At 72.0% G+C, this 22,758-nt stretch carries 16 protein-coding genes and 2 pseudogenes; 10 read left to right on the top strand and 8 right to left on the bottom strand.

The genetic code is table 11. The features are described from left to right. Positions 1-77: 77 nt before the first annotated feature. Positions 78-3,293 (bottom strand): sacsin N-terminal ATP-binding-like domain-containing protein, encoded by a 3,216-nt coding sequence (locus ACYUED_RS19270; protein WP_491293520.1) that lies wholly within the window; start codon positions 3,291-3,293, stop codon positions 78-80. A 270-nt stretch (positions 3,294-3,563) separates the two neighbouring features. Further along, positions 3,564-4,490, bottom strand: a complete 927-nt coding sequence (locus ACYUED_RS19275; protein WP_491293521.1) for a DUF3027 domain-containing protein — start codon at positions 4,488-4,490, stop codon at positions 3,564-3,566. 333 nt (positions 4,491-4,823) lie between these two features. Between ACYUED_RS19275 and ACYUED_RS19280 the strand changes: the two genes are divergently transcribed. From ACYUED_RS19280 to ACYUED_RS19295, 4 genes are all read left to right on the top strand, one after another. Continuing rightward, positions 4,824-6,248, top strand: a complete 1,425-nt coding sequence (locus tag ACYUED_RS19280; RefSeq protein ID WP_491293522.1) for an MFS transporter — start codon at positions 4,824-4,826, stop codon at positions 6,246-6,248. 61 nt (positions 6,249-6,309) lie between these two features. Continuing rightward, positions 6,310-6,822 (top strand): DUF2771 domain-containing protein, encoded by a 513-nt coding sequence (locus tag ACYUED_RS19285; protein WP_491293523.1) that lies wholly within the window; start codon positions 6,310-6,312, stop codon positions 6,820-6,822. Between the two features lie 29 nt (positions 6,823-6,851). Further along, positions 6,852-7,529 carry a futalosine hydrolase gene (locus ACYUED_RS19290; protein WP_491293524.1) on the top strand — a complete coding sequence of 226 codons (678 nt, stop codon included), beginning with the start codon at positions 6,852-6,854 and terminating at the stop codon, positions 7,527-7,529. After that, the gene (locus ACYUED_RS19295) at positions 7,519-8,370 is read left to right on the top strand and encodes a 1,4-dihydroxy-6-naphtoate synthase (protein WP_491293525.1); all 852 of its coding nucleotides are present in this window, start codon (positions 7,519-7,521) and stop codon (positions 8,368-8,370) included. The genes ACYUED_RS19290 and ACYUED_RS19295 overlap by 11 nt, the downstream gene beginning before the upstream one ends. Before the next feature lie 27 nt (positions 8,371-8,397). Here the strand turns inward: ACYUED_RS19295 and ACYUED_RS19300 are convergent, their stop codons facing one another. Further along, on the bottom strand, positions 8,398-8,781 hold the full coding sequence (locus ACYUED_RS19300) for a cold-shock protein (RefSeq protein WP_323178404.1): 384 nt from the start codon (positions 8,779-8,781) through the stop codon (positions 8,398-8,400). A gap of 156 nt (positions 8,782-8,937) precedes the next feature. Here ACYUED_RS19300 and ACYUED_RS19305 point away from each other — a divergent pair, with 156 nt between their 5' ends. Further along, the gene (locus tag ACYUED_RS19305; protein ID WP_491293526.1) at positions 8,938-9,186 is read left to right on the top strand and encodes a hypothetical protein; all 249 of its coding nucleotides are present in this window, start codon (positions 8,938-8,940) and stop codon (positions 9,184-9,186) included. Here ACYUED_RS19305 and ACYUED_RS19310 read toward each other — a convergent pair. Together ACYUED_RS19310 and ACYUED_RS19315 are read right to left on the bottom strand one after the other, a co-directional pair. Next, the gene (locus tag ACYUED_RS19310) at positions 9,165-9,830 is read right to left on the bottom strand and encodes an HAD family hydrolase (RefSeq protein WP_491293527.1); all 666 of its coding nucleotides are present in this window, start codon (positions 9,828-9,830) and stop codon (positions 9,165-9,167) included. The genes ACYUED_RS19305 and ACYUED_RS19310 overlap by 22 nt on opposite strands. A gap of 63 nt (positions 9,831-9,893) precedes the next feature. Then, entirely contained in the window at positions 9,894-10,889 is a 996-nt protein-coding gene (locus ACYUED_RS19315) for a hypothetical protein (protein WP_491293528.1), read from the bottom strand. A gap of 406 nt (positions 10,890-11,295) precedes the next feature. Between ACYUED_RS19315 and ACYUED_RS19320 the strand changes: the two genes are divergently transcribed. Both ACYUED_RS19320 and ACYUED_RS19325 read left to right on the top strand, forming a co-directional pair. Further along, a complete protein-coding gene (locus ACYUED_RS19320; RefSeq protein ID WP_491293529.1) occupies positions 11,296-13,824 on the top strand; it encodes a helicase-associated domain-containing protein in 2,529 nt (842 codons plus the stop codon). 153 nt (positions 13,825-13,977) lie between these two features. Beyond that, positions 13,978-14,874 (top strand): UTP--glucose-1-phosphate uridylyltransferase, encoded by an 897-nt coding sequence (locus tag ACYUED_RS19325; protein WP_491293530.1) that lies wholly within the window; start codon positions 13,978-13,980, stop codon positions 14,872-14,874. A gap of 216 nt (positions 14,875-15,090) precedes the next feature. Here ACYUED_RS19325 and ACYUED_RS19330 read toward each other — a convergent pair. After that, positions 15,091-15,353: pseudogene (locus tag ACYUED_RS19330) on the bottom strand (IS5/IS1182 family transposase); the annotation flags it as partial. 240 nt (positions 15,354-15,593) lie between these two features. Between ACYUED_RS19330 and ACYUED_RS19335 the strand changes: the two are divergent. Both ACYUED_RS19335 and ACYUED_RS19340 read left to right on the top strand, forming a co-directional pair. Then, positions 15,594-18,077, top strand: coding sequence for a SpoIIE family protein phosphatase (locus ACYUED_RS19335; RefSeq protein WP_491293531.1), 2,484 nt, complete (start codon positions 15,594-15,596; stop codon positions 18,075-18,077). A gap of 246 nt (positions 18,078-18,323) precedes the next feature. Beyond that, positions 18,324-18,832, top strand: a pseudogene (locus ACYUED_RS19340) (replication initiator); the annotation flags it as partial. 332 nt (positions 18,833-19,164) lie between these two features. On the opposite strand, the gene ACYUED_RS19345 reads toward ACYUED_RS19340, so the two are convergent. Further along, positions 19,165-20,805, bottom strand: a complete 1,641-nt coding sequence (locus ACYUED_RS19345) for a recombinase family protein (RefSeq protein ID WP_491293532.1) — start codon at positions 20,803-20,805, stop codon at positions 19,165-19,167. Positions 20,806-20,832: 27 nt separating this feature from the next. Between ACYUED_RS19345 and ACYUED_RS19350 the strand changes: the two genes are divergently transcribed. Next, complete coding sequence (locus ACYUED_RS19350) at positions 20,833-22,476, top strand: DNA repair helicase XPB (RefSeq protein WP_491293533.1); 1,644 nt, start codon at positions 20,833-20,835, stop codon at positions 22,474-22,476. Positions 22,477-22,508: 32 nt separating this feature from the next. Here the strand turns inward: ACYUED_RS19350 and ACYUED_RS19355 are convergent, their stop codons facing one another. Further along, positions 22,509-22,694, bottom strand: coding sequence for a hypothetical protein (locus ACYUED_RS19355; protein ID WP_491293534.1), 186 nt, complete (start codon positions 22,692-22,694; stop codon positions 22,509-22,511). Positions 22,695-22,758: the final 64 nt, after the last annotated feature.

A 22,758-nucleotide genomic window follows, 5' to 3' on the forward strand; every position in this document is an offset into this window, starting at 1 on the left:
ATTTGTGCGAGAAATTTTGAGATCTTGATCCTCCGGCGGTCGGTCGAAGGATCCAGAGGATCTTGAGGCCTCCGCGGTCAGTCGAACCACCGGTCCCGCGCCAGCTCCTCCGTCCGCGACGGGTCCTCCAGCAGGGCCGCCACCTCGAAGCGCCGCGGCCACTGCCCGGCGGCCCAGGCGAGCCCCGCGGCGACGCCCTCCAGGGTGGCCGCGTGCAGCACCCCGTCGCCGGTCAGACGCCAGTCCAACTCCACGCCGTCGACGACGAGTTCCTCGTGCTCGACGTACGTCGCGGGGGTACGGGCGCCCAGCAGCACCCGTACCGGGTCCGGTACGTCGTGCTCGGCGCCCTCGGAGTCGACCTCACCGGTGACGGACTCGCTCAGCCGCCGCACCTGGAACAGCTCGGCCAGCTCGGCGGCCCGCGCCGGCCGTACCGGCAGCAGCGGGACACCCTCGGTGAAGGGCAGCAGGTCGGGCGAGTCGACGACCACGGCGTCCGCGGCGTCCACGACCTCGACCCGGCCGTCGACCACGGCACGCAGCTCGTCCGGCAGGGTCACCTGCTCGGGTTCCAGGTCGGCCAACGCGCCGTAGAGGGCATGCAGTTGGGCGCCCGTGACCTCGCGCTCGGGGTCGGCGAGCCGGTCGAGCAGCTCGGCGGCGCCGCCCGGCTCGTCGAGCAGGGCGGCCACGGAGGTGCGCACCCCGAGCGACCGCAGCACCTGCTCGTCGTCGAACCCGGTCGCGTCGGCCTCGTCGTAGAGCCCACGCAGCAGCGGGTCCCCGCCGGAGGCGAGCAGACCGGCCGGCCGCCGTCCGTCGAGCACCGGGTGCCCGCGCAGCCACCAGGCCGTGTAGGGCCGTACGACCTCGTGCGTGCCGTCGTGCAGCAGGATCCGCATCGGCTGGGTGAGCGCGTCCCGCAACGGCGGCCGGGCCAGCAGGGCCAGGGCCTGCGGCCACTTGTCGTCGTCCACGAGGTCCAGGTCCCGTACGGCGACCAGCTCGGTGGCGACCGGCGGTACGGGCGTGTCCGGGAACCGGTCGAGGACGTCCTCGCTCCAGACGTCCACGGCGTCGAGGAGACCCGCGTCGTCGGGCTCGGCGAAGTCGCCTTCCCTGGGCTCCAGTTCGTCGGGGTCCAACACCACGTCCGTGGCCCGCACGAGGGCGAAGTCGGCCAGCACACCGCACGCGGCCAGCGGCTGCTCGCCCCACCTGTCGGCCAACTCCGCGTCGACCGTGGCGAGTTCACCTTCCCGGATGACCTGATGGAAGGGGCTGCCGGGGAAGACGAGTTCACCGGCGGGCGCCGGCTCCCCGTCCTCGTCCGGGAGCGCGAGCGCGCCGAGCCAGGGCTCGTCCCCGGGATCCAGCGCCGCGTCCCGCACGAGCGCGAGGACGGTGTCGGCCAGCTCCTCCGCGTCCGGCGCGTCCTGCTCCCAGTCCAGCCCGCCGTCGTCGTCGAGGGAGGCCGCGACGGCGGCACGGACCTGCGGGGTGGTGAGGACGGCGCGAGGCGTCGCGGGAAGCGCGCCGAGTTTCTCCAGCAGGGGGTGCGTGGCCTCCGGGTGGGCGACCTTCAGCCCGAGCCGGGCGAGCACCTCCGGGTCGGTGTGCGTGGCATCCGGCGAGGGCAGCAGCACCTGGCGCGGGCCGATGGTCGTACGTCCGTCGGCGAGCGGCACGGGAAGGCCGGACAGCCGGTCCGGATCGACCCCGGCGAGGCTGTCGTAGAGCCTCCGCCACCAGCCGGGCTCCTTCTCCAGCCCCGCGAGCCGGTCGACGGCGTCGGTGAGCGGCACCCTGGCGACGCCCAACGTCCGCAGCTCCGCCCGCCGTTCGAGCCCGGCGGGCAGCAGGGTGGGCAGCACCTCGGCCAGCACCTTCACGGTGTCGGCACCGGCGCCCTCGATGATCTCGGCGTCACGGGGACGGAGGGAGCCGCCGAAATGGAGATCCCGATCCCGCCCGCCGGCCAGTTCGGGGCCGGCGAGACCGTCGATGGGCTCGCCGGGCTCACCGGGTTCGGCGGCGTCCTGGCCTTCGGCCGGTGCGACGGCCGGCGGCAGGAAGGAGGTCCGCGGGAGCCGCTCCAGGATCGCCGCGCGCAGGGCGCCGTCCAGCTCCCCCTTCCCCAACGGGCCGGGGACGAGACCGATGATGCCCTCGGTCACCGGGAGCCAGTCGGCGAGGAGTTCGGCGTAGGCGTCGGCCGCGCGCTGGACGAGGAAGTCGGTCAGCGGGCCCGGGGCCGCGCGCCGTCGGGTGGTGTCGAGGGGGAAGGACCCGATGAGCAGGGCCGGGACACCGAGGGGCTCGTCGCTGGGCGTGGGGGCGTGCACGACGGGGCTCGTACGGGGGTGGGCCGGGCTGCCGTCGGAGTCGGCCGGCACGGCCCAGGTGACGGACCAGTGGGGGCGCAGCCGCTCCTCCACCGGACGGTCGGCGAGGAGGTCCGCAGCGAGGGGGCCTTGCGCGCAGACGGTACGCCAGCGGGTGGTGCCGCCGCGGGTGTCTTCCAGGACGGTGAAGGGGCCGTCCGTGCCGCGGCGCAGGGTGCGGACGCCGTCGGTCTCCACCACGACCTCCTCCAGGCCCGGCAGGGCGAGGAGCAGGGCGTCGTCGACGGCTTCCAGCAACCGCTCGGCGAGGTCGGCCGCGGCCGGGTCGCGCAGTGGGAGGATGACGACGGTGTCGTACGACTCCGGGGCGGACCCCTCGGCGGCGAAGGGCAGCCGCAGCAGCGGGACGTGTCCGTCCCGGCGCCGGATCTCGTCCCCCAGCCCCGGGCTGTACCGCGCCGTGTCCGCGGCCAGCTCACGGGCCTCGGCGAGCGACCAGCGCACACCGCCGTGCCGGCCTACGACCGCGGGCTCGTCGGTGACGGCGATCACGGCCGCGAACCCGACGCCGAACCGGCCGACGGCGCCTTCGTGGGTGTCCCGCTTCGCGGAGGCGCGCAGGGTGGCGAGCGACTCGACACCGGCCGCGTCCAGCGGGGCGCCGGTGTTGGCGGCGACGAGAACGCCGTCGCGCAGGGTGAGCCGCAGGCGTCCTGGGACTCCCGCGCGAGCAGCCGCGTCCGCCGCGTTCTGAGCGAGCTCTACGAGGAGCCGGTCCCGGTAACCGCCGAGGACGAGGTCCTCCTCGGCGTTGGCGTCCTCGCGGAAACGGGCGGGGCTGGTGGCCCAGGCGTCCAGGACTCCGCGGCGCAGACGGGCGGTGCCGAACGGGTCCGCTCCCTCGGGGGCCGGCCGCACGAACTTGCTCACGTTGACTCTCCTCATCGGCCCACTTCGGCGTGAGCACGAAGGTACCGCGAGATGTTCACCGCCCCCGCCGCCCCTACCCGTCCCGTCCCCAGGGGCTCCGCCCCCGGACCCCCGCTCCTCAAACGCCGGAGCGGCTGAATTTCCCGGAGCGGCTGATGTCCCGGGGCGGCTGACATTCGGCTCAGCCCTTTTCAGCCCGTCCGGCGTTCGAGGACGAGGCCGCAGGCCGATGGGGGGTGTGGGGGCGCAGCCCCCAGGGACGCGTACCCCCACGCACCCACAGACTTACGAGTGCCCCAGATCCGCTGTTTCCCCGTCGGAGACAACCGGGACGGAACCCGAGTCCGCCGCCGGCCGCAGCGGGAACGGATCCACCCGCGTCTCGTCGATCACCGGAGGTGCCGGCTGCGGCGGCCTGGGCATGACCGCCGCCTCGGAGTGCCCCCCGCAGCCGTACGAAAGAGAGACCACCCGGCCGTCGGCCGGCGAGAACTCGTTGGCGCAGACACCGAACGCCTGGCCCAGCGAGCCGCCGATCGGCTGGAGGAAGCCACAGCTCGCACAGGACGCGGGGGCCGCCTGAGCCATCGGCGTCTTGGAGCCGTACGCCTCGTCCCAGCGGTCCGCGGCGACATGCAGCCCGTAGCGGGACAGGACCCGGGCGCGGCGCACGCCCAGTTCCTCGGCGACGGCAGCGATGGAGCCACGCGACGGGGCGAAGGGCAGGCTCGCGGGGGTGCCCGCGGTGACCTCGGCGTCCTCGGCCTCGGCCAGCTCCGCCAGTTCCTCGGAGAGCGGCGAGTTCGGCGGCGGCTCCTCCGCGCCGGTGAAGCCGGGCTCCAGACGCAGGTCCTCGGCGTCGGTGGGCAGGAGGTCGCCGGGGCCCATGTCGCCGGGGCGCAGCCGCTCGCTCCACGGCACCCACTCGGGAGCGAGCAGCGCGTCCGAGCCGGGCAGCAGGACGACCTCGTCCAGCGTGACGAACTTGGCGCGGGAGGCGCGCGCGACCGTCACGGCCCAGCGCCAGCCCCGGTACCCGAGTTCCTTGCACTCGAAGAAGTGCGTGACAACACGGTCGCCCTCGGACTCCAGACCCAGGTGCTCGCCCACCACCCCGGGCGCGGCAGCCTCCTCGGCGGCGGCGCGGGCGAGGTCGACGGCCTCCGCGCACAGGCGGTCAGGGGTGCGGCTTCGCGTGGTCGCTGCGCTCACAGGTATCGCTTCTCTCCTACGCCGTCACTCGGGTGCGCCGGCCTGAAGGCGATGGGAGCGGACGGAGCGGACCGAAGGACCGCGTCGACGTCCGCGCCCGATCGCACTCGGGCGCACCTCATGCATCCATTCTGCGGGATGTCCGAGAGGCGCGCGGCCGAGAACGTTCGCCACGACGCGCTACGCACGCTACCTTCTCGCGACCGCTCGGCCTACACCGACGGGACGTTTCCCTCCACGGGCCTGGCAAGTACCGGGGAAATACACAGGAAGTACGCGCCCATACGCGCGGTAACCCCACTACACACAGCTTTCTCGGGGCACTATGACGGAGTGGCAGCCGCAAGGACGCCCCAGGGAGCCACCGGGGCCGGTGGGGTCAAGGGCAGCAGTCGTGGTGGCGGTTCGGGCCGGTTCGGCGGGTCCGTCCGCGCGGTCGGCCGTGCCCTGCACTTCCCGTTCACCGGAACCGCCCGCGGGATCCGGAAGGCGACCCACGCGCACGGCGCCGGCGAGTCCGGCCTCGGCAAACTGATCGAACTGCACGCGGTGAACGGCGCCGGGGACGTCATGATCACCGTCGCCCTCGCCTCCACCGTCTTCTTCTCCGTCCCCACCGACGAGGCACGGGGGCGTGTCGCGCTCTACCTGGCGATCACCATGGCGCCGTTCACGGTGCTCGCCCCGGTCGTCGGGCCGCTCCTCGACCGGCTCCCGCACGGCCGCCGTGCCGCGATGGCCGGCTCGATGCTCGCCCGGGCGCTGCTCGCGCTGATCATCGCCGGGGCCGTCTCCACGGGCAGCCTGGAGCTGTATCCGGCCGCGCTGGGCGTACTGGTCGCGTCGAAGGCGTACGGGGTGGTCAGAAGCGCGGTCGTGCCCCGGCTGCTGCCACCCAAGTTCTCCCTCGTGAAGGCCAACTCCCGGGTCACGCTCGGCGGGCTCCTCGCCACCGGTGTCGCGGCGCCCATCGGGGCGGGCCTGCATGCCATCGGCCCGCGCTGGCCGCTGTACGGCGCCTTCGTGATCTACATCTGGGGCATGTTCCTGTCCTTCACCCTGCCGCCGAAGGTCGACTCGGCCAAGGGCGAGGACACGGCGCTGCTCGCGGCGGACGCGGACCATCTGCACGGGCCGCACCTCAAGCCGGTGAAGCGGCCCGGCCTCCGCACGGTCGGCCTCGCGGTGACCCACGCGCTCGGCGCCAACGCGGCCCTGCGCTGGCTGTCCGGGTTCCTGACCTTCTTCCTCGCCTTCCTGCTGCGCGAGCACCCGCTCACCGGCTCCAGCGCGGCCGTGTCGCTGGGCATAGTGGCCGTGGCGGCGGGCGCGGGCAACGCCGTCGGTACGGCGGTCGGGGCGTGGCTGAGACAGCGGGCGCCGGAGATCATCATCGTGGCGGTCCTGCCGATCGTGCTCGCCGCCGCGATCACGGCCGCGATCTTCTTCGGGGCGTTCCTGGTGGCGTGTCTGGCCGCGTTCGCCGGGTTCTCGCAGGCGCTGGCCAAGCTGTCCCTGGACGCGCTGATCCAGCGGGACGTGCCCGAGACGGTGCGCCCCTCGGCGTTCGCGCGCTCCGAGACCATGCTGCAGATGGCCTGGGTGCTGGGCGGCGCGATCGGCATCGTGATGCCGCTCAACGGGGCGGCGGGCCTGAGCCTGGCAGCCGCCGTCATCGCCCTCGGCTGGGTCACCACCGCCCGCGGGCTGATCGGCTCGGCCCATCACGGGGGCGCCTCGAAGCCCCGCGTGGCGTAACACACAGGCATGCCGCCCCCCACGTGGGGGGAGCGCCGCAGGTGCCCGATAACCTTCGCCCATGACCTCGATGCCACGCGGCGGAGCCGCAAATGTCCGCGCCTCTGTGCGACGCCGCCGCACCGTCGCCGCCGCCGGCGCCGTTTCCGCCGGACTGCTCGTCCTGTCCGCGTGCGACAAGCCGACGCCGGTCTCCACGATCACGGTCGGCCGCTCCTCCGTCAGCGCGCAGGCCACCTGTGGCGGCGAGGGCAAGTCGCTGCAGACCGCGGACCTCGCGAAGTGCCTCAAGGACAAGGACATCAAGTCCATCAAGGTCGACCCCGACGACACCGTCCGCTTCGGCGTCGACCCCGACATCGCCGACAAGCGGTGGACGATCCTGATGAACGGTCAGCCCCTGACCGAGGACAGCGCCAAGACCTACCGCACCGTCCCGGGCAGCGTCTTCTTCAACCAGCAGTACGGCGCCACCGGCAACTCCACCCTGGTCACCATCAAGGCGGGCGACGGCAAGAAGAGCGGCAGCGCGGTCACCGGCCTGTGGTCCTTCAAGCTCAAGAAGAACGACTGACCCCGAAGTCCAGGTCGTCCATGCCGTCGATGTCGCCGACGCGTTCCGTACGCGTCCTCGTGGCCACCGCGGTCCCCGCCGAACGGGACGCGGTGGCCCAGGCGTTCGCGGGTGACGGCCAGGTCGTGATCGCCGCCGGTGTGGGCCCCGCTCTCGCCGCCGCCTCCACCGCGACCGCCCTCACGACCGCTGCCCTGCGGGGCAGCCCGTACGACCTCGTCGTCTCCGCCGGGATCGCCGGCGGTTTCCGTCCCGAGGCCCCCGTGGGCTCCCTCGTCGTCGCCGACGAGATCACCGCGGCCGATCTGGGCGCCGAGACGGCCGAGGGATTCGTACCGGTCACCGAGCTCGGCTTCGGGACCGTCACCCACCGTCCGCCGGAAGCACTCGTACGAGAGCTCGCGGCCGCCACCGGCGCACGTCCCGGAGTCGTCCTCACCGTCTCCACGGTGACCGGCACCGCCGAACGCGCCGCAGCGCTCCGTGCCCGCCACCCCCGCGCCCTCGCCGAGGCCATGGAGGGCTTCGGGGTGGCCGAGGCGGCCGCAGCGCACGGTGTGCCCGTGATGGAGCTGCGCGCGGTCTCCAACCCGGTCGGCCCGCGCGACCGCGCCGCCTGGCGCATCGGCGACGCCCTCGCGGCCCTGACCGAGGGCTTCGGGAAGCTTGCGCCCGTCCTGGAGAGTTGGAAACAGCATGACCTCTGAGCGCCCACTGCAGATCGCGTACTCGCCCTGCCCGAACGACACCTTCGCCTTCGACGCCCTCGCCCACGGCCGCGTGCCGGACGCGCCCGCGCTCGACGTGACCTTCGCGGACATCGACATCACCAACGGCATGGCCGAGCGCGGCGAGTTCGACGTGCTGAAGGTGTCGTACGCCGTGCTGCCGTACGTCCTCGGCGAGTACGCGCTGCTGCCGTGCGGGGGTGCACTGGGCCGGGGCTGCGGTCCGCTGGTGCTGACCCGGGAGGCGGGTGGGGCGCTCACCGGCCGTACGGTCGCCGTGCCGAGCGAGAAGTCGACCGCGTACCTGCTGTTCCGTCTGTGGGCGGCGGACACGGTCCCCGGCGGGGTGGGCGAGATCGTCGTCATGCCGTTCCACGAGATCATGCCCGCGGTGCGGGACGGAAAGGTCGACGCGGGGCTCGTCATCCACGAGGCGCGCTTCACGTACCAGAACTACGGGCTGCACAAGCTCGCGGACATGGGTGAGCACTGGGAGCACACGACCGGGCTGCCGATCCCGCTGGGCGCGATCATCGCGAAGCGCTCACTGGGCGCCGAGACCCTGACGGGCCTGGCCGACGCGATCCGCACCTCCGTACGCGCCGCCTGGGACGACCCCGAGGTCTCCCGCCCGTACGTCATGGAACACGCCCAGGAGATGGACCCGTCCGTCGCCGACCAGCACATCGGCCTCTACGTCAACGAGTTCACCGCCGGCCTCGGCGAGGACGGCTATGCGGCGGTACGGGGCCTGCTCACCCGTGCGGCGGCCGAGGGGCTGGTGCCGCCCCTCGGCCCGGATGCGCTCGAATTTCCGTAAGGGTTACGGGTTTTCGGTATTTCGCGGCTATACGTCCAGCTGATCGGCGACCGCGCGCAGCAGACCCGCGATCTTCGCGCCGGAGGCCTTGTCGGGGTAACGGCCCTTCTCGAGCATCGGCGTGATGTTCTCCAGAAGGGTCGTCAAGTCCTGGACGATGGAGGCCAGTTCGTCCGGCTTCTTACGGGTGGCGGCCGCCACCGAGGGGGTCGGGTCCAGGACGGTGACCGAAAGTGCCTGGTCGCCACGCTGGCCGGCGACGACGCCGAACTCGACTCGCTGGCCCGGCTTGAGTGTCTCGACTCCGGCGGGGAGGACCGAGGAATGGACGAAGACGTCACCGCCGTCGTCACGGGAGAGAAAGCCGAAGCCCTTCTCACTGTTGAACCACTTGACCTTGCCAGTCGGCAAAGCACACGCTCCCTCGGTCACCCCAGGTACGCCCTGGTACTGCTGTCCATCGGCCGTCGAACCAGCCTACCGGCCCTCTCCCCACCTGCACATGAGGGGAAACGGCGACAAGACGTCGCCGGGTTGTTCCTTCGGGCAGGGAACTACCCTGGTCCGGTGCGTGACAAAACCCAAACGAATTCCGCCGAGCCCGGTGACCGACTGATCCGTGCCGGTGCCATCGTGTTCTTCCTCGGTGCGCTGGCCACACTCGTCACAGTGGCTCCGCTGTTCCTCCACGCGAAGCCATTTCCGACCTACATGTTCGGACTGAGCATGCTCATGGGTGCCGGCTTCCTGATGGCGGGAGCCGGCGTGCTCCAGTCGATTGCGGCGGGCCGCCGTCAGGCGCGCGCCGGGCGGTAGTCCGCGAGCCAGCCGGGGAACTCCGTGAGGTCCCCGAGTACGACGTCCGCTCCGGCCGTGCTCAGCTCCTCGGCACTGCACGGCCCGGTCGCCACGGCGACGGACAGGGCGTCGGCCTTGCGTGCGCCGCGCACGTCCCCGATGTGGTCGCCGACGTAGATCCCGGCCCCGTGCTCGCGCAGCGCCTCCGCCTTCTGCTCGGCCCACAGGTTGCCGACGACCTCGTCGGGGTGGATGCCCAGGTACTCCAGGTGCAGCTTGGCGTTCGGCTCGTACTTGGCGGTCACCACGATCGCCCGCCCGCCCGCCGCCCGCACGGCGTCGATGGCCTCAGGGGCGCCGGGCATCGCGGGCGTCGGGGCGATGGCGAACGTCGGGTACATCGACCGGTACAGGTCGGACATCTCCGCCACCCGGTCCTCGGGGAACCAGTTGATCAACTCCTCGGCGAGCGGCGGCCCGAGCCGCGTCACCGCCAGGTCGGCGTCGATGTAGGTGCCTGTCCGCTCGGCCAGCGCCTGGTAGCAGGCGCGGATGCCGGGACGGGAGTCGATGAGGGTCATGTCGAGGTCGAAGCCGACGGTCAGGGCGGGGGCGGCCGGGGAGGAGGTCGCGGAGGAAGTCGTGGAGGCCATATCGGCCATTGTGCCCAGGCCCTGCGTCGGGCAGTCCGCGGGCCGGTGTGACCTACATCTTCCTCGCGCGGCCTACGTCCTGCGCTGTGACCGCCACACCACGTACAGCGCCGACAGCACCGCCGCCCCGCGCACCACCCATGGCCAGGTCCCGGCGATCGCGTCGTTCATGTGGCCCTGGGCGATGGGGGTGCCCCAGCGGCCGTCGTTCCTGCCCCACAGCCAGACGAGTCCGGCGGCGAGCGCGAGGCCGGGCATGCCGATGACGGCCCACTTCGACTCGTTCTGGGTCAGCCTGCGGGAGGCGTAGGCGATGAGCCAGCCGAACAGCAGGGCGAACCAGTTTCCGAGGATCGCGCCGACGACGAGCAGTCCTGCGGCGATCAGGAGGAGCGGGTTGCTCCAGCCGCCGGCGGGGAGGGCGAAGCGGCGACGACGGGCGGCGGGGGCCTCGGGCGCGACCTCCTCCTCGGCTTCCACGGCCTTCTCCGCGGCCGGTACCGGTGCCGCTTGTTTCTCCGGCTCCTTCGGCCGCGGTGGCCTGAGCAGATCGGGGATCTCCACGCCGCCGGTGAACCCGGGGACGCTCTCACCGAACGGTGTGCTCTCCACCCGCCACCAGTCGGGCTGGGTCGCACTGCCGCCGAGCTCCTGGGCACTCGCCGTGTGCGGCGACGAGGGGGCGTCGAAGAAGGCGTCGGCGGGGGCGGGCTTCTCGGGCTGGGCGGGGCGCGGGCGCGGTACGACCCGGCGCAGGCTCTTCGGCAGCCGCCTGCCGTCCTGCGGCTCGTCGTCCCGCTGCACCGGCACATGGGCGGGGGTCCCTTGCGGGGCGGCGGCGCTGCCGCCCGCGGCCGCCACGACCTCGTCGGGGCTGCCGAGCCGGGAGAGGATGCGGCGGACGGCGGCGGGACTGTCGACGGTCGTCTTCGCCCGGCGCCGGTCGATCTCGCCCCGCAGCTCCGACACCAGGCGCATGCGCGCGGCCGACGGCAGCTGCCGCTGCTGGGCCACGTCGCCGACGCGGCTCAGATACTCGTAGACGACCTTGTCGCTCTCGATCCCCACGAAGTCCCCTCCGGGGCGGGTGTGTTGGATACCCCCAGACCACGACGGTAGCGCAGGGCAACGACATCCAGCTCACTTCAGCCATTCCGGCCCACCTCGGCCATTCCAGCCCGTCCCGCGCACACGCACGAGCCCACCCCGGCCAATCCAACTCGTCCCGCACACACGCACGAGCCCACCCAGGCCAATCCAACTCGTCCCGCACACACGCACGAGCCCACCCCGGCCAATCCAGCCCGCCCCGCGCACACGCACGAGCCCGCCGGCCATTCCAGCCCGTCCGGCGTTTGAGGACGAGGCCGAAGGCCGACGGGGGGTCCGGGGGCGAAGCCCCCGGGGGCCGCGAACCCCACCCACCCGCAGCTACCCGGCTCAACCACCACACGCACCCGCTACCGTGAGTCAGATGAGCACCCCGGCCGCTCCGCGTTCACTCGCAGAGGCACTGCGCAACAGGGACGACGCCTCCCTGGCGGAACTGCTGCGCGCCCGCCCCGATCTCATCACCCCCGTCCCCACGGACCTCACCCAGCTGGCGACCCGCGCCGGCACGCGCGCGTCGGTCGTGCGGGCGCTGGAGCGGCTGGACCGTTTCGCGCTGCAGACGGCGCAGGCGCTGGCGGTGGCGGCGGACCCGGCCGGGTATGACGAGCTGCTCGGGCTGCTGGTCGGTGACGACGGCGATCCGGCGGTCGCAACCGCGCTCCCCCGCGCCCTCGGCACCCTGCGCGAGCAGGCCCTGGCGTGGGGTGGCGACGACCGGCTGCGGCTGGTGCGGACGGCCCGTGAGCTGCTCGCGCCCTCGCCGCAGCACCCCTCGCCGACGGGGCTCGGGCCGACGGTGCAGGAGGCGACGGCGGGCATGTCGCCGGGGCGGATCCAGGAGATCGTCACCGCGGTCGGACTGCCCTCGACGCACGATTCCGTCTCCGCGGTCGGCTCGCTCGCCGCCCTGTTCGGCGACCGTTCCCGGATGGCGGCGCTGCTGGCCGGGGCGCCCGAGGAGTCGCGGGAGGTGCTGGACCGGCTGGTGTGGGGGCCGCCGTACGGGCAGGTCACGGCGGAGCCGGCGGCCCGGCTGCGCTGGCTCCTTGACCGCGGGCTGCTGCTGCCGACGGCGCCCGGGACGGTCGTACTCCCGCGTGAGGTGGCCCTGCATCTGCGCGGCGGCCGTGCGCACCGGGTCGTCGAGCCGCGGCCGCCCGCGCTGGAGGTGACGGGCACGCACCGTCCACAGGTTGTGGACGCGACGGCGGCCGGCCAGGCGTACACGGCGCTGTCGACGGTCGAGGAGCTGCTGAAGGACTGGGACGAGGGCGGGCCGGCCGTGCTGCGGGCCGGTGGGCTCAGCGTGCGTGACCTCAAGCGCACCGCCGTGGCCCTCGACGTGTCCGAGCCGGTCGCCGCCTTCTGGGTCGAACTCGCCTACGCGGCCGGGCTGCTGGCCTCCGACGGCGAGGCCGACGAGCGGTACGCGGCGACCCCGGCCCACGACGAGTGGCTGGAGCAGCCGACCGCCGAGCGCTGGGCGCGGCTGGCCCACGCGTGGCTGACGGCGACGCGGACGGCGGGCGTGGTCGGGGGGCGGGACGCCAAGGACCGGACGTTGTCGGCGCTCGGACCGGGGCTCGACCGCAGCGCCGCGCCGGAGGTACGGCACCGGGTGCTGACGCTGCTGGCCGGGCTGCCGGAAGGGGCGTCGCCCGCTGCCGCCTCGGTGCTGGACCGGCTGCGCTGGGAGCGGCCCCTGCGTGGCCCCCAGCAGGACGACGACCTGCGCGGACGGCTCGCCACCTGGGCGCTGTCGGAGGCGGAGATGCTGGGTGTGACGGGGCGGGGCGCGCTGTCGGCGCACGGGCGGGCGCTGCTCGGGGCGCCGGAGCCGAAGAAGCCCACGGCCACGCCCGCGCACGCGGACGGGGGACCGGGCGACAAGCTCCCCGTCCACCATGTGCCGGTCGCCCTGGAGCCCCTCTCCCCCGCCGAGCAGATCACCGCCTCTACCGCGGCCGCCCGTCTCCTCGCCCCGATGCTGCCCGAACCCCTGGACCACGTCCTGCTCCAGGCGGACCTGACGGCGGTCGCACCCGGCCCGCTGCGGCGGCCGCTGGCCGACATGCTGGGCCTGCTGGCGGACGTGGAGTCGAAGGGCGGGGCGACGGTGTACCGCTTCACGCCGGGCTCGGTGCGGCGCGCCCTGGACGCCGGGAACGCCGCCTCCGACCTGCATGCCTTCCTGACCGCCCACGCGCGCACCCCGGTCCCGCAGCCGCTGACGTATCTGATCGACGACGTGGCCCGCAGGCACGGGCATCTGCGGGTCGGGGCCGCCTCGGCGTATGTGCGCTGCGACGACGACGCGATGCTGAACGAGATCCTCGCCGACAAGCGCGCCGCCGGGCTGCGTCTGCGCCGCCTCGCCCCGACCGTCCTCGCCACCCAGGCCGACCCCGCGACCCTCCTCGACGGTCTGCGCGCGATGGGCTTCGCGCCGGCCGCCGAGTCGGCGGAGGGCGATGTCCTGATCACCCGCGCCGACGCCCACCGCACTCCGCCCCGCGCCGCGCCCGAGCCGGTCCCGGACGGCCCGCCGACCCCCGACGCGACGCTCCTGACGGCCGCGATCCGTGCGATCCGGGCGGGCGACCTGGCCTCCACGACCCCGCGCAAGCAGGGCCCCTCTGCCGCACCGGGCGGCGTCCTTCCGCGCACCGGCTCCGCCGAGACCCTCGCCACGATGCAGGCCGCCGTCCTGACCGGCGGGGCCCTGTGGATCGGCTACGTCAACGCCGAGGGCACCGCCAGCCAGCGCGTCATCGCCCCGATCCGCGTCGAGGGCGGCTTCGTGACGGCGTACGACCACACGGCGGACGAGGTACGGACGTATCCGCTGCACCGGGTGACGGGAGTGGCGGAACTGGCCGACGAGGCGTGAGCCCAGTGCCTGCACGATGGAATTCCATGCGCTTCGTCGCAGCTCCACCGGCATGACCGGAACTGTTCACCCAGGGCTTCCGGCACGGGCTCGCGGGCAGCGTTTGCTGAACGGGACCGGAACCGAGACCGGCTTTTCGACGAAAGGGGCGTCATGGCCACGACGATCCGCCGCGCAGTCATCCCCGCCGCAGGGCTGGGGTCCCGCCTGCTGCCGCTGACGAAGGCGATCCCGAAGGAGATGCTGCCCGTCGGCGACAAGCCCGTCGTCGAGCACACGGTGCGGGAGCTGGTGGCGTCCGGCATCACCGACATCACCATCGTCGTCTCCGGCGGCAAGGGTCTGATCCAGGACCATTTCCGGCCGAATCCGGCGCTCGTCGCCCAGCTGCGGGCGGACGGCAAGGAGGCTTACGCGGACGCGGTGGAGGAGGTCGGCGAGCTGTCCCTGCAGGGCCACATCACCTACCTCGACCAGCACGGCCCCTACGGCAACGGCACGCCCGTCCTGAACGCCGCCCGCAACGTCGGCGACGAGCCGATCCTCGTCCTGTGGCCGGACGACGTCTTCGTGGCCGACGTCCCGCGCGCCCAGCAGCTGATCCGGGCCTACGAGGCGACCAGCTGCCCCGTCCTCGCGCTGCTCCCCATGGATCCGGCCGACTCGCAGCGCTACGGCGTGCCCCGGGTCAAGGAGGATCTCGGCGACGGCCTTCTGCGCATCACCGGCCTGGTCGAGAAGCCGAAGCCGCAGGACGCGCCCTCCGGCTACGCGGCCATCGGCGGCTACGTCATCACGCCGGGCATCGTCGAGGAGCTGCGCAAGCAGACCAAGGCCTGGTACGAGCACCGGACCGGCGAGATCTACCTGACCGACGCGATCAACGCCTACGCCGCCACCAAGGCGGTGTACGGCCAGGTCATCCAGGGCCGCTGGTACGACACCGGCAACCCGCTGGCCTACCTCACCGCCCAGTTCGCCGCCGCGCTGGCCGACCCGGAGTACGGTCCGCACCTGCGCCGGCTGGCGGAACTCACCGAGGGGTCCTGAAGATCGCCGGCTGCCCGGTGTGACGTGCTCGCCTCCCCGAAAGGAGGCGGGGTACGGCAGACTGGACGTTTGGCCGGCGCCGTCCGGTCGCCAGGCCGTTCGGAAAGGGTCCCCCGGCGTGAATGGTCCACTCATCGTCCATACGATCAGGTGCGATGCACACGCTAGCGGATACGTCCGAGCTGTGGAGTGGTCCGCGTGGTCAGTGATGCTTTCCCTACGGGCCATCTCGCCGGTGAAGCCGAACTCGTCGGGCAAGGCACGGGTCCCGGCGCTGTCGTAGCCCCGGTCGAGGACGGCGTTCACTTGCTCCGGGAGTGCTCCTACCTGGCTTTCGTTGCTTCGAGGGTGGGGCCGAGCAGCGGTGATCCGTGCCGGTCGGCGCCTGCGGAGATGATCCCCGGAGGGACCCGGGCCGCGTCTGAGACCACCGATCGCTTCAGTCCCCGTTTTCCCCGGTCGACCGGGGAAAACCCCGCGGGACCCGGACGGGAGTCAGCCGCCCGGATGCGCGATCGTCAGGCGCTTGCGACACTCGTCCTGATCGACCTGGCCGCCGCACCTTCTGCGACGTCGGGCGTTGTCGGTGGAAATGGACGGCGTACCATCGGGGTCAGCGTATGAGTCACGAGGTCATATACAGCCGCAGTCGGCTGGGCGCGCGAGTCTGGCCACCACACGCTGAAGGCGGTGAAGATCTCCGTAGGAGATGAGCACCAATGGCACTACGCAGGGCCAGCGACCGGGTGCCGGGGTCGTCCGAGAACGTCCTCGACGAGGCGCTCAGCGCACAGGTCACCATCGACGAACACGGCATCGTGACAGCGTGGAACGCTGGGGCCGAGAAGTTGCTCGGGTACTCGCCCACGCAGATGGTAGGACGCCCAGCGGCCGGCCTGCTGGCCGAGGAGATCGATGAGGAGGAGCTGCGGTCCCTCGCGCAGCTGCCCCGGTGGAACGGGAGGATCGCTCTCCGGCACAGCGACCGCCACCGCTTGGAGGTCAAGGTCCTGGCGCACAAACGGGCGCCCGACGGCGGGCGGCCCGGAGAGTGGTACATGGTCTCCGCACTGACGGGGCTGCGGCCTGAGCCCGAGGACGACGCTCTCGTGAGCCAGCACCACGAGGAGGCCGCGACGGGTTGCGCCATGGGGGTGTTCGACACCGGGCTGCGCCTGCTCCGGTGCAACGAGGCCATGCGGCGTTCCCTTGCCCTCAGCGAGGACGACATGCGCGGGCTGCGGCCTTCGGAGGGCATGGACCATCCGGAGGTGCACAAGCTGGAGCGGGTCATGCTGCGGGCGCTGGAGACCGGTGAGCCACAGGTCGCGGTGCTCTACGTGCCGGCCCCTGGCGAGAGCCGCGTGCACGCCTACGCGAACTTCGTCACCCCACTGAAGCAAGCGAACGGCCGTGTTCAGGGCCTAGGTATGGCCTACCACGACATAACTGAACACTACTGGGCCCGTAAGCGGCTCATGCTGCTCGCGGAGGCCAGTACGCGGATCGGCAGCACACTGGACGTGACGCGGACGGCTCAGGAACTGGCGGACCTGGCCATCCCCGAATTCGCCGACTTCGTCAGCGTCGATCTGCTCCTTTCCCTCGACGACGCACAGGAGCCGCCCCCGGGCACGCCAGACGGCCCGGTCTCACTGCGGCGCGCCGCCCACCGGTCGGTGAACCCGGGAACCCCCGAGGCGGTCGTCGCCCCGGGCGAGGTGGACAGCTATCCGGAGGGTTCCCCGCCGCTCGAGAGTCTCAGGTCGGGACGTGCTCTGCTGTTCCACGCGACCGACCCCGCGATCACCGGATGGACGGCCCACGATCGGGGCCGGGCCGCCGCGGTCCGCGACTTCGGCATGCACTCGGCGATGACCGTACCCCTGACCGCCCGCGGCACAAACCTGGGCGTCGTGGTCTTCACCCGCCACCGACATCCGGAGGCGTTCCGTGAGGACGACCTGGTGCTGGCCGAGGAACTGGCCGCCAGGGCGGCGGTCTGCATCGACAACGCCCGGCGCTACGCACGCGAACGCGCCACCGCGGTCACCCTGCAGCGCAGCCTGCTGCCCCAGGCACTGCCGGCGCAGGCCGCAGTGGAGGTCGCGTCCCGCTACCTGCCGGCCGGTGCCCGAGCCGGGGTCGGCGGGGACTGGTTCGACGTCATCCCGCTGTCCGGCGCCAGGGTCGCGCTCGTCGTCGGCGATGTCGTCGGCCACGGCATCCACGCCTCCGCCACCATGGGGCGGCTCCGCACCGCTGTGCTCACCCTCGCCGACATCGACCTGCCCCCCGACGAACTGCTCACCCACCTCGACGACCTCGTCGCCCGCCTGTCCGCCCAACAGGACGACGCCCCGCCGCCGGGCCCCGGAGCCGAGAGCACCGGAGACGTCGGCGCGACCTGCCTGTACGCCGTGTACGACCCGACGTCCCGGCACTGCACGATCGCCTCGGCCGGGCACCCGGCACCCGCCTTGGTCACCCCCGACGGCACCGCGAAACTGCTCGATCTCCCCGTCGGCCCCCCGCTGGGACTGGGCGGGCTCCCCTTCGAGGCGACCACCATCGAACTGCCCGAGGGCAGCCTCCTCGCCCTCTACACCGACGGGCTGCTCGAATCCCGCGAACGGGACATCGACGCCAGCCTGTCCCTGTTGTGCCAAACCCTCGCCCAAACGCCCGCCCGGCTGGACGACCTGTGCGACGCCACACTGGCCGCCCTGCTGCCCGCCCGTCCCTCCGACGACATCGCCCTGCTCCTCGCCCGCACCAAAGTGCTGGACACCAACAGGGTCGCCACCTGGGAAATAGCCGCCGACCCGGCCGCCGTCGCCCAGGCCCGAAAGGACGCCAGTGCCCAACTGTCGGCCTGGGGACTGGAGGACGCCGACTTCGTCACCGCACTGGTCGTCAGCGAACTCGTCACCAACGCCATCCGATACGCAGAACCCCCCGTACAACTGCGTCTGATCCACCACGACCGAAACCTCATTTGCGAAGTCTCCGACGCCAGTGGTACCGCCCCCCACATGCGCCGCGCCCACGCCTACGACGAAGGCGGCCGTGGCCTGCTCCTGGTCGCCCAGCTCACAGCCGCCTGGGGCACCCGCCAGACCACCGAGGGCAAAACCATCTGGGCGGAACAGACCCTCTCGGTCAGCCCTTTGGCCGACTTCACCGTGCTTGATACCGAATGACGGTGCAGGGTGCCACCGTATGGCCCCTGCCGAAGGCAGCCTCACCGAGTGCGCTGCCAGGCCGACCTGTTGCTCCGGATGAAGCCGTCGACTCCCGCAGGCCGCCGATCCGTAGGACCACCGGGGTGTCGTGCTGCGGAAGGCCCGGCGGGGGTGCCGCGTACGAACGGCGCGCGACAGCCGCCGAATCATCTCCCGGCAGCACCGTTCTCGTAGGCCGGTTTCGTGTCCGCATCAGGTGTCTGCCGCAAGACCGACCACGCGGGCAAGCCCCGCCCCTGCCGCTGCGGCGCCCAACACGCCCAGGATGACCCGGCGTTGGGCACTCCGCTGAACCCTGCCACGTACGACTACACGGGCGCTGTGCTCTGGAACGCGCACGCCGGTCGGCTGTGGGCGCGCTTCACCACCTACCTGCGCCGCGCCTTGGCCGAACACCTCGGCATGACCCAGAAGGCGCTGAACGCCGCTCTGCGTGTCTCCTTCGCCAAGGTCGCCGAGTACCAGAAGCGCGGCCTGGTCCACTTCCACGCCGTGATCCGCTTCGACGGGCCCGACGGCCACACCACCCCGCCCCGGCCTGGGCCACCTTCGACGCCCTGAGCGCCGCCGTGGGCCTGGCCGTCGACCGCGCCCGGCTCACCATCGCCTCCGACGGCATCGGCGAACGCGTCATCGCCTGGGGCGGCCGGTACATGGTCGACCCCATCACCGCCCTCGGCGACGGCGAACTCACTGACGCCCGAACCCCAGCCCAGTACTCGCCTCTCTTTCCGCCTCGCCGACGCACACGCCCTCGGCGGCTTCCGCCTCAGTTCCCCCTCATGGGACCTGACAGAGTCCGTCCCCACGCTGAGGACGGCACTGTCCGAGACAGACGGGGACGCCCTCTGTGAACTCGTTGCAGAGACAGTCGAGTTCACAACCCGCGACGGTGCGGCGCTGTCGTATTGCCGCCCCTCTATCAAGGTCATCGGCCCTTGGCACAATCCCGACCAGCACGCCGCCTGACCTGACACAAAAAAGCGGCGCCCCCACCTCGTCCGTCCGGTGGGGGCGCCGCTGCGTGTGTCCGGTGCCTTGGGCGTCAGCCCTGGCTGTCAGCCGCCTCGGTCTCCCGTTCGGTCTCCTTCGCCGCTGCCGCCCGCCGCATGTGCCCCTCCTCGCCGAAGTGCACCGACAGACGCGACGTGTCCAGCTTCTTGCCGCCACGCCGCGCGGGTGCCACCTCCACGTAGCCGCCTGCGTTCAACAGCAGATCTCGCTTACCGGCCACGTCCGAGCGCTTCCACTGCTCGGCGTGCGTCTCTCCGGTCGGCTCCGCCTTCACGCCGCCCGGCTTCGCCGTTCGCTGCCTCTCCTTCAGGGTCGCCAGTCGCTCTTCCAGCTTGGCGTACTGCTCCGCGTACCGGATCGCCCCGTCATCACCTCTGAACAGGCCCCGGTCATAGCGATCCTTTTGCAGGTCGGCCAACGCTTCCTCCGCCTGCCTGATCTGCGGGCGGAAGTCCTCGCCCACCTCCTGGACCATCCGCATCACGGAAAGGTGCCCGTGCTTCGCGAGGAACTGCTCCGTGACGTGCTCCTCCGTGGTCACCCCCGCCACGGTCGGCCCGTAGCACTTCACGCCCGGCTTCTCCTCCCCCTTCGCCGCCCGCTGGCGGTATTTCAGGGGGCCGATGCACCGGTACCGAAGCTGACCGTTGCGCCCGCTGAAGGTGTACATGCGCTCGCCGCAGACTCCGCAGTGCATGATGCCGCGCAGCAGCGACGTCCCCTCCCGGCGCTTCTCACCGGGATTGGCCCGGCGCGCCAACTCGTCCTGGAGCGCCTGCCAGGTGTCCGTGTCGAGGATCGGCGGCCGGTTGACCAGCGGCAGGCCGTCCGTCCGCAGGATCGGCTTTCCGTCCTCGATGACCTGGCCGAGCAACTGGGGGTTACCCAGCAGACTCCGCAGCGTCGTCGTGTACCACTGCTTGGAGTCGCTGCGCTTGCCCGTCGTCTGGCGTGAGGAGTGGCCGGGCGACGGAACGCCCTCCGTGTTGAGGTCGTTGATGATCTGCATGAGTGAGTCCTTGGCCAGGACTCGCTCCACGATCCGCTTGATCGTCTTGGCCTCGTCCTCGTTGACCGCGAGGACCTTGCCCGCCCCGTTGGGGTTGGGGACGACCATGTACCCGTACGGGACCCGACCGCCGGTGTAGCGGCCCTCGCGGCGCAGATGCTCGTGCGCGCTGGACACCCGCATGCCGATGGTGTCGGACTCCAGCTCCGCGAAGACCGCGATCACCTTCGCCATGGCTCCGCCCATGGACGACGTGAGGTCGAGCGGCTCCGTCGCCGACGCGAGCGCGACGCTCTGGTGCTCGGCGAGTCGCATGATCTCCGCGAAGTCGACCGTCGAGCGCGCAAGCCGGTCGATCTTGAAGAACACGATCACGTCCAGCTCGGCGAGCCTGGTCAGGATGCGTTGCAGTCCCGGCCGGTCGAGCCCACGCGAGAAGCCCGAGACGTCGATGTCTTCCTCGGCGGCCACGACCTCCCAGCCACGTGCCTCGCACAACGCCTCACAGGCCGCGCGCTGGCGTTCTGGCGAAGTCGTCTCGTCGGTTTCGCGCGATAGGCGAATATAGATAGCGGCGCGCATCCCCGGCGCGCTGGCCGGGACGCCCTTCCGGCGTCGGGCACGGGGCATAGCCCGTGCTGTGACAGGCGTTGGTTCTGTCATGAGAGGACCTTATCCCCGGAGGTATGTGTGTCCTGCCTAATCGTCCAGTCCGACAAGACCCTGCTCCTGGAGGTCGACCACGAACAGGCCGGCGAGTGCCGTCGGGCCATCGCGGTGTTCGCGGAGCTGGAGCGGGCACCCGAGCACATCCACACCTACCGGGTGACGCCGCTGGGGCTGTGGAACGCGCGCGCGGCCGGGCACGACGCCGAGCAGGTCGTGGACGCGCTCGTGCAGTACAGCCGCTACCCGGTGCCGCACGCGCTGCTCGTCGACGTCGCCGACACGATGGACCGGTACGGGCGGCTGACCCTCAGCAAGCACCCCACGCACGGGCTGGTCCTCACGACCACCGACCGGCCGGTGCTGGAGGAGATCCTGCGCTCGAAGCGGGTCGCGCCGCTGGTCGGCGCCCGGATCGACCCGGACACGGTCGCCGTGCATCCCTCCGAGCGCGGGCAGATCAAGCAGACGCTGCTGAAGCTGGGCTGGCCGGCCGAGGACCTCGCGGGGTACGTGGACGGCGAGGCGCACCCGATCGAGCTGAACGAGGACGGGTGGGCGCTGCGCCCGTACCAGAAGCAGGCCGTGGAGAACTTCTGGCACGGCGGGAGCGGGGTCGTGGTGCTGCCGTGCGGCGCCGGGAAGACCCTCGTCGGCGCCGGGTCGATGGCCCAGGCGAAGTCGACGACGCTGATCCTCGTCACGAACACCGTCTCGGCGCGGCAGTGGAAGCACGAGCTGGTGAAGCGGACCTCGCTGACCGAGGAGGAGATCGGTGAGTACAGCGGGACCCGCAAGGAGATCCGGCCGGTCACCATCGCCACCTACCAGGTGCTGACCACGAGACGGAAGGGCGTCTACCCGCACCTGGAACTCTTCGACTCCCGCGACTGGGGTCTGATCGTCTACGACGAGGTGCATCTGCTGCCCGCGCCCGTCTTCAAGTTCACGGCGGATCTGCAGGCGCGGCGGCGGCTCGGGCTGACGGCGACCCTCGTGCGCGAGGACGGACGTGAGTCGGACGTCTTCTCCCTGATCGGTCCCAAGCGGTTCGACGCGCCGTGGAAGGAGATCGAGGCGCAGGGCTACATCGCGCCCGCCGACTGCGTGGAGGTCCGGGTCAACCTCACGGACTCCGAGCGTCTGGCCTACGCCACCGCCGAGACCGAGGAGAAGTACCGCTACTGCGCCACGACCGAGACGAAGCGCAAGGTCACGGAGGCGATCGTGCGCCGGTTCGCGGGTCAGCAGATCCTCGTCATCGGGCAGTACATCGACCAACTCGACGAGCTGGGCGAGCACTTGAACGCGCCGGTCATCAAGGGTGAGACGTCCAACGCCCAGCGCGAGAAGCTCTTCGGCGCCTTCCGCGAGGGCGAGATCAGCGTGCTGGTGGTCTCCAAGGTCGCGAACTTCTCCATCGACCTGCCGGAGGCGACGGTCGCCGTCCAGGTGTCGGGCACCTTCGGCTCACGCCAGGAGGAGGCCCAGCGGCTCGGGCGGGTGCTCCGCCCCAAGGCCGACGGCCACCAGGCGCACTTCTACTCGGTCGTCGCCCGCGACACCCTCGACCAGGACTTCGCCGCGCACCGCCAGCGGTTCCTGGCGGAGCAGGGGTACGCGTACCGGATCGTGGACGCGGACGAGCTGCTGGCGGAGGGGGCGTAGGTCACGGCCCTCGACCCTCCGCTTGGCTGCGGTCACCTACGTCGTACGCCCGCTTCCTCGCCGTACTCGCCGAGTACGACGACGCGGAAGGCGGCGCCCGCGAAGACCTTGATCGCGCGCAGGGCGTCGCCGAGTCGGTGGGGGTGGCTGCCCGTGACGGCTGTGGCACCGCCGGGCCGGCCCGGGCCAGGGGCTGGGGTGAAGGTTGCTGCGCTCATGTATCCATGGTGGCTCTTAGCACATAAGGCGGGCATCGGCCTGCGGACCGAAGCTTCGCCGCCG

It is taken from the genome of Streptomyces sp. DF42 (genome assembly GCF_058267695.1).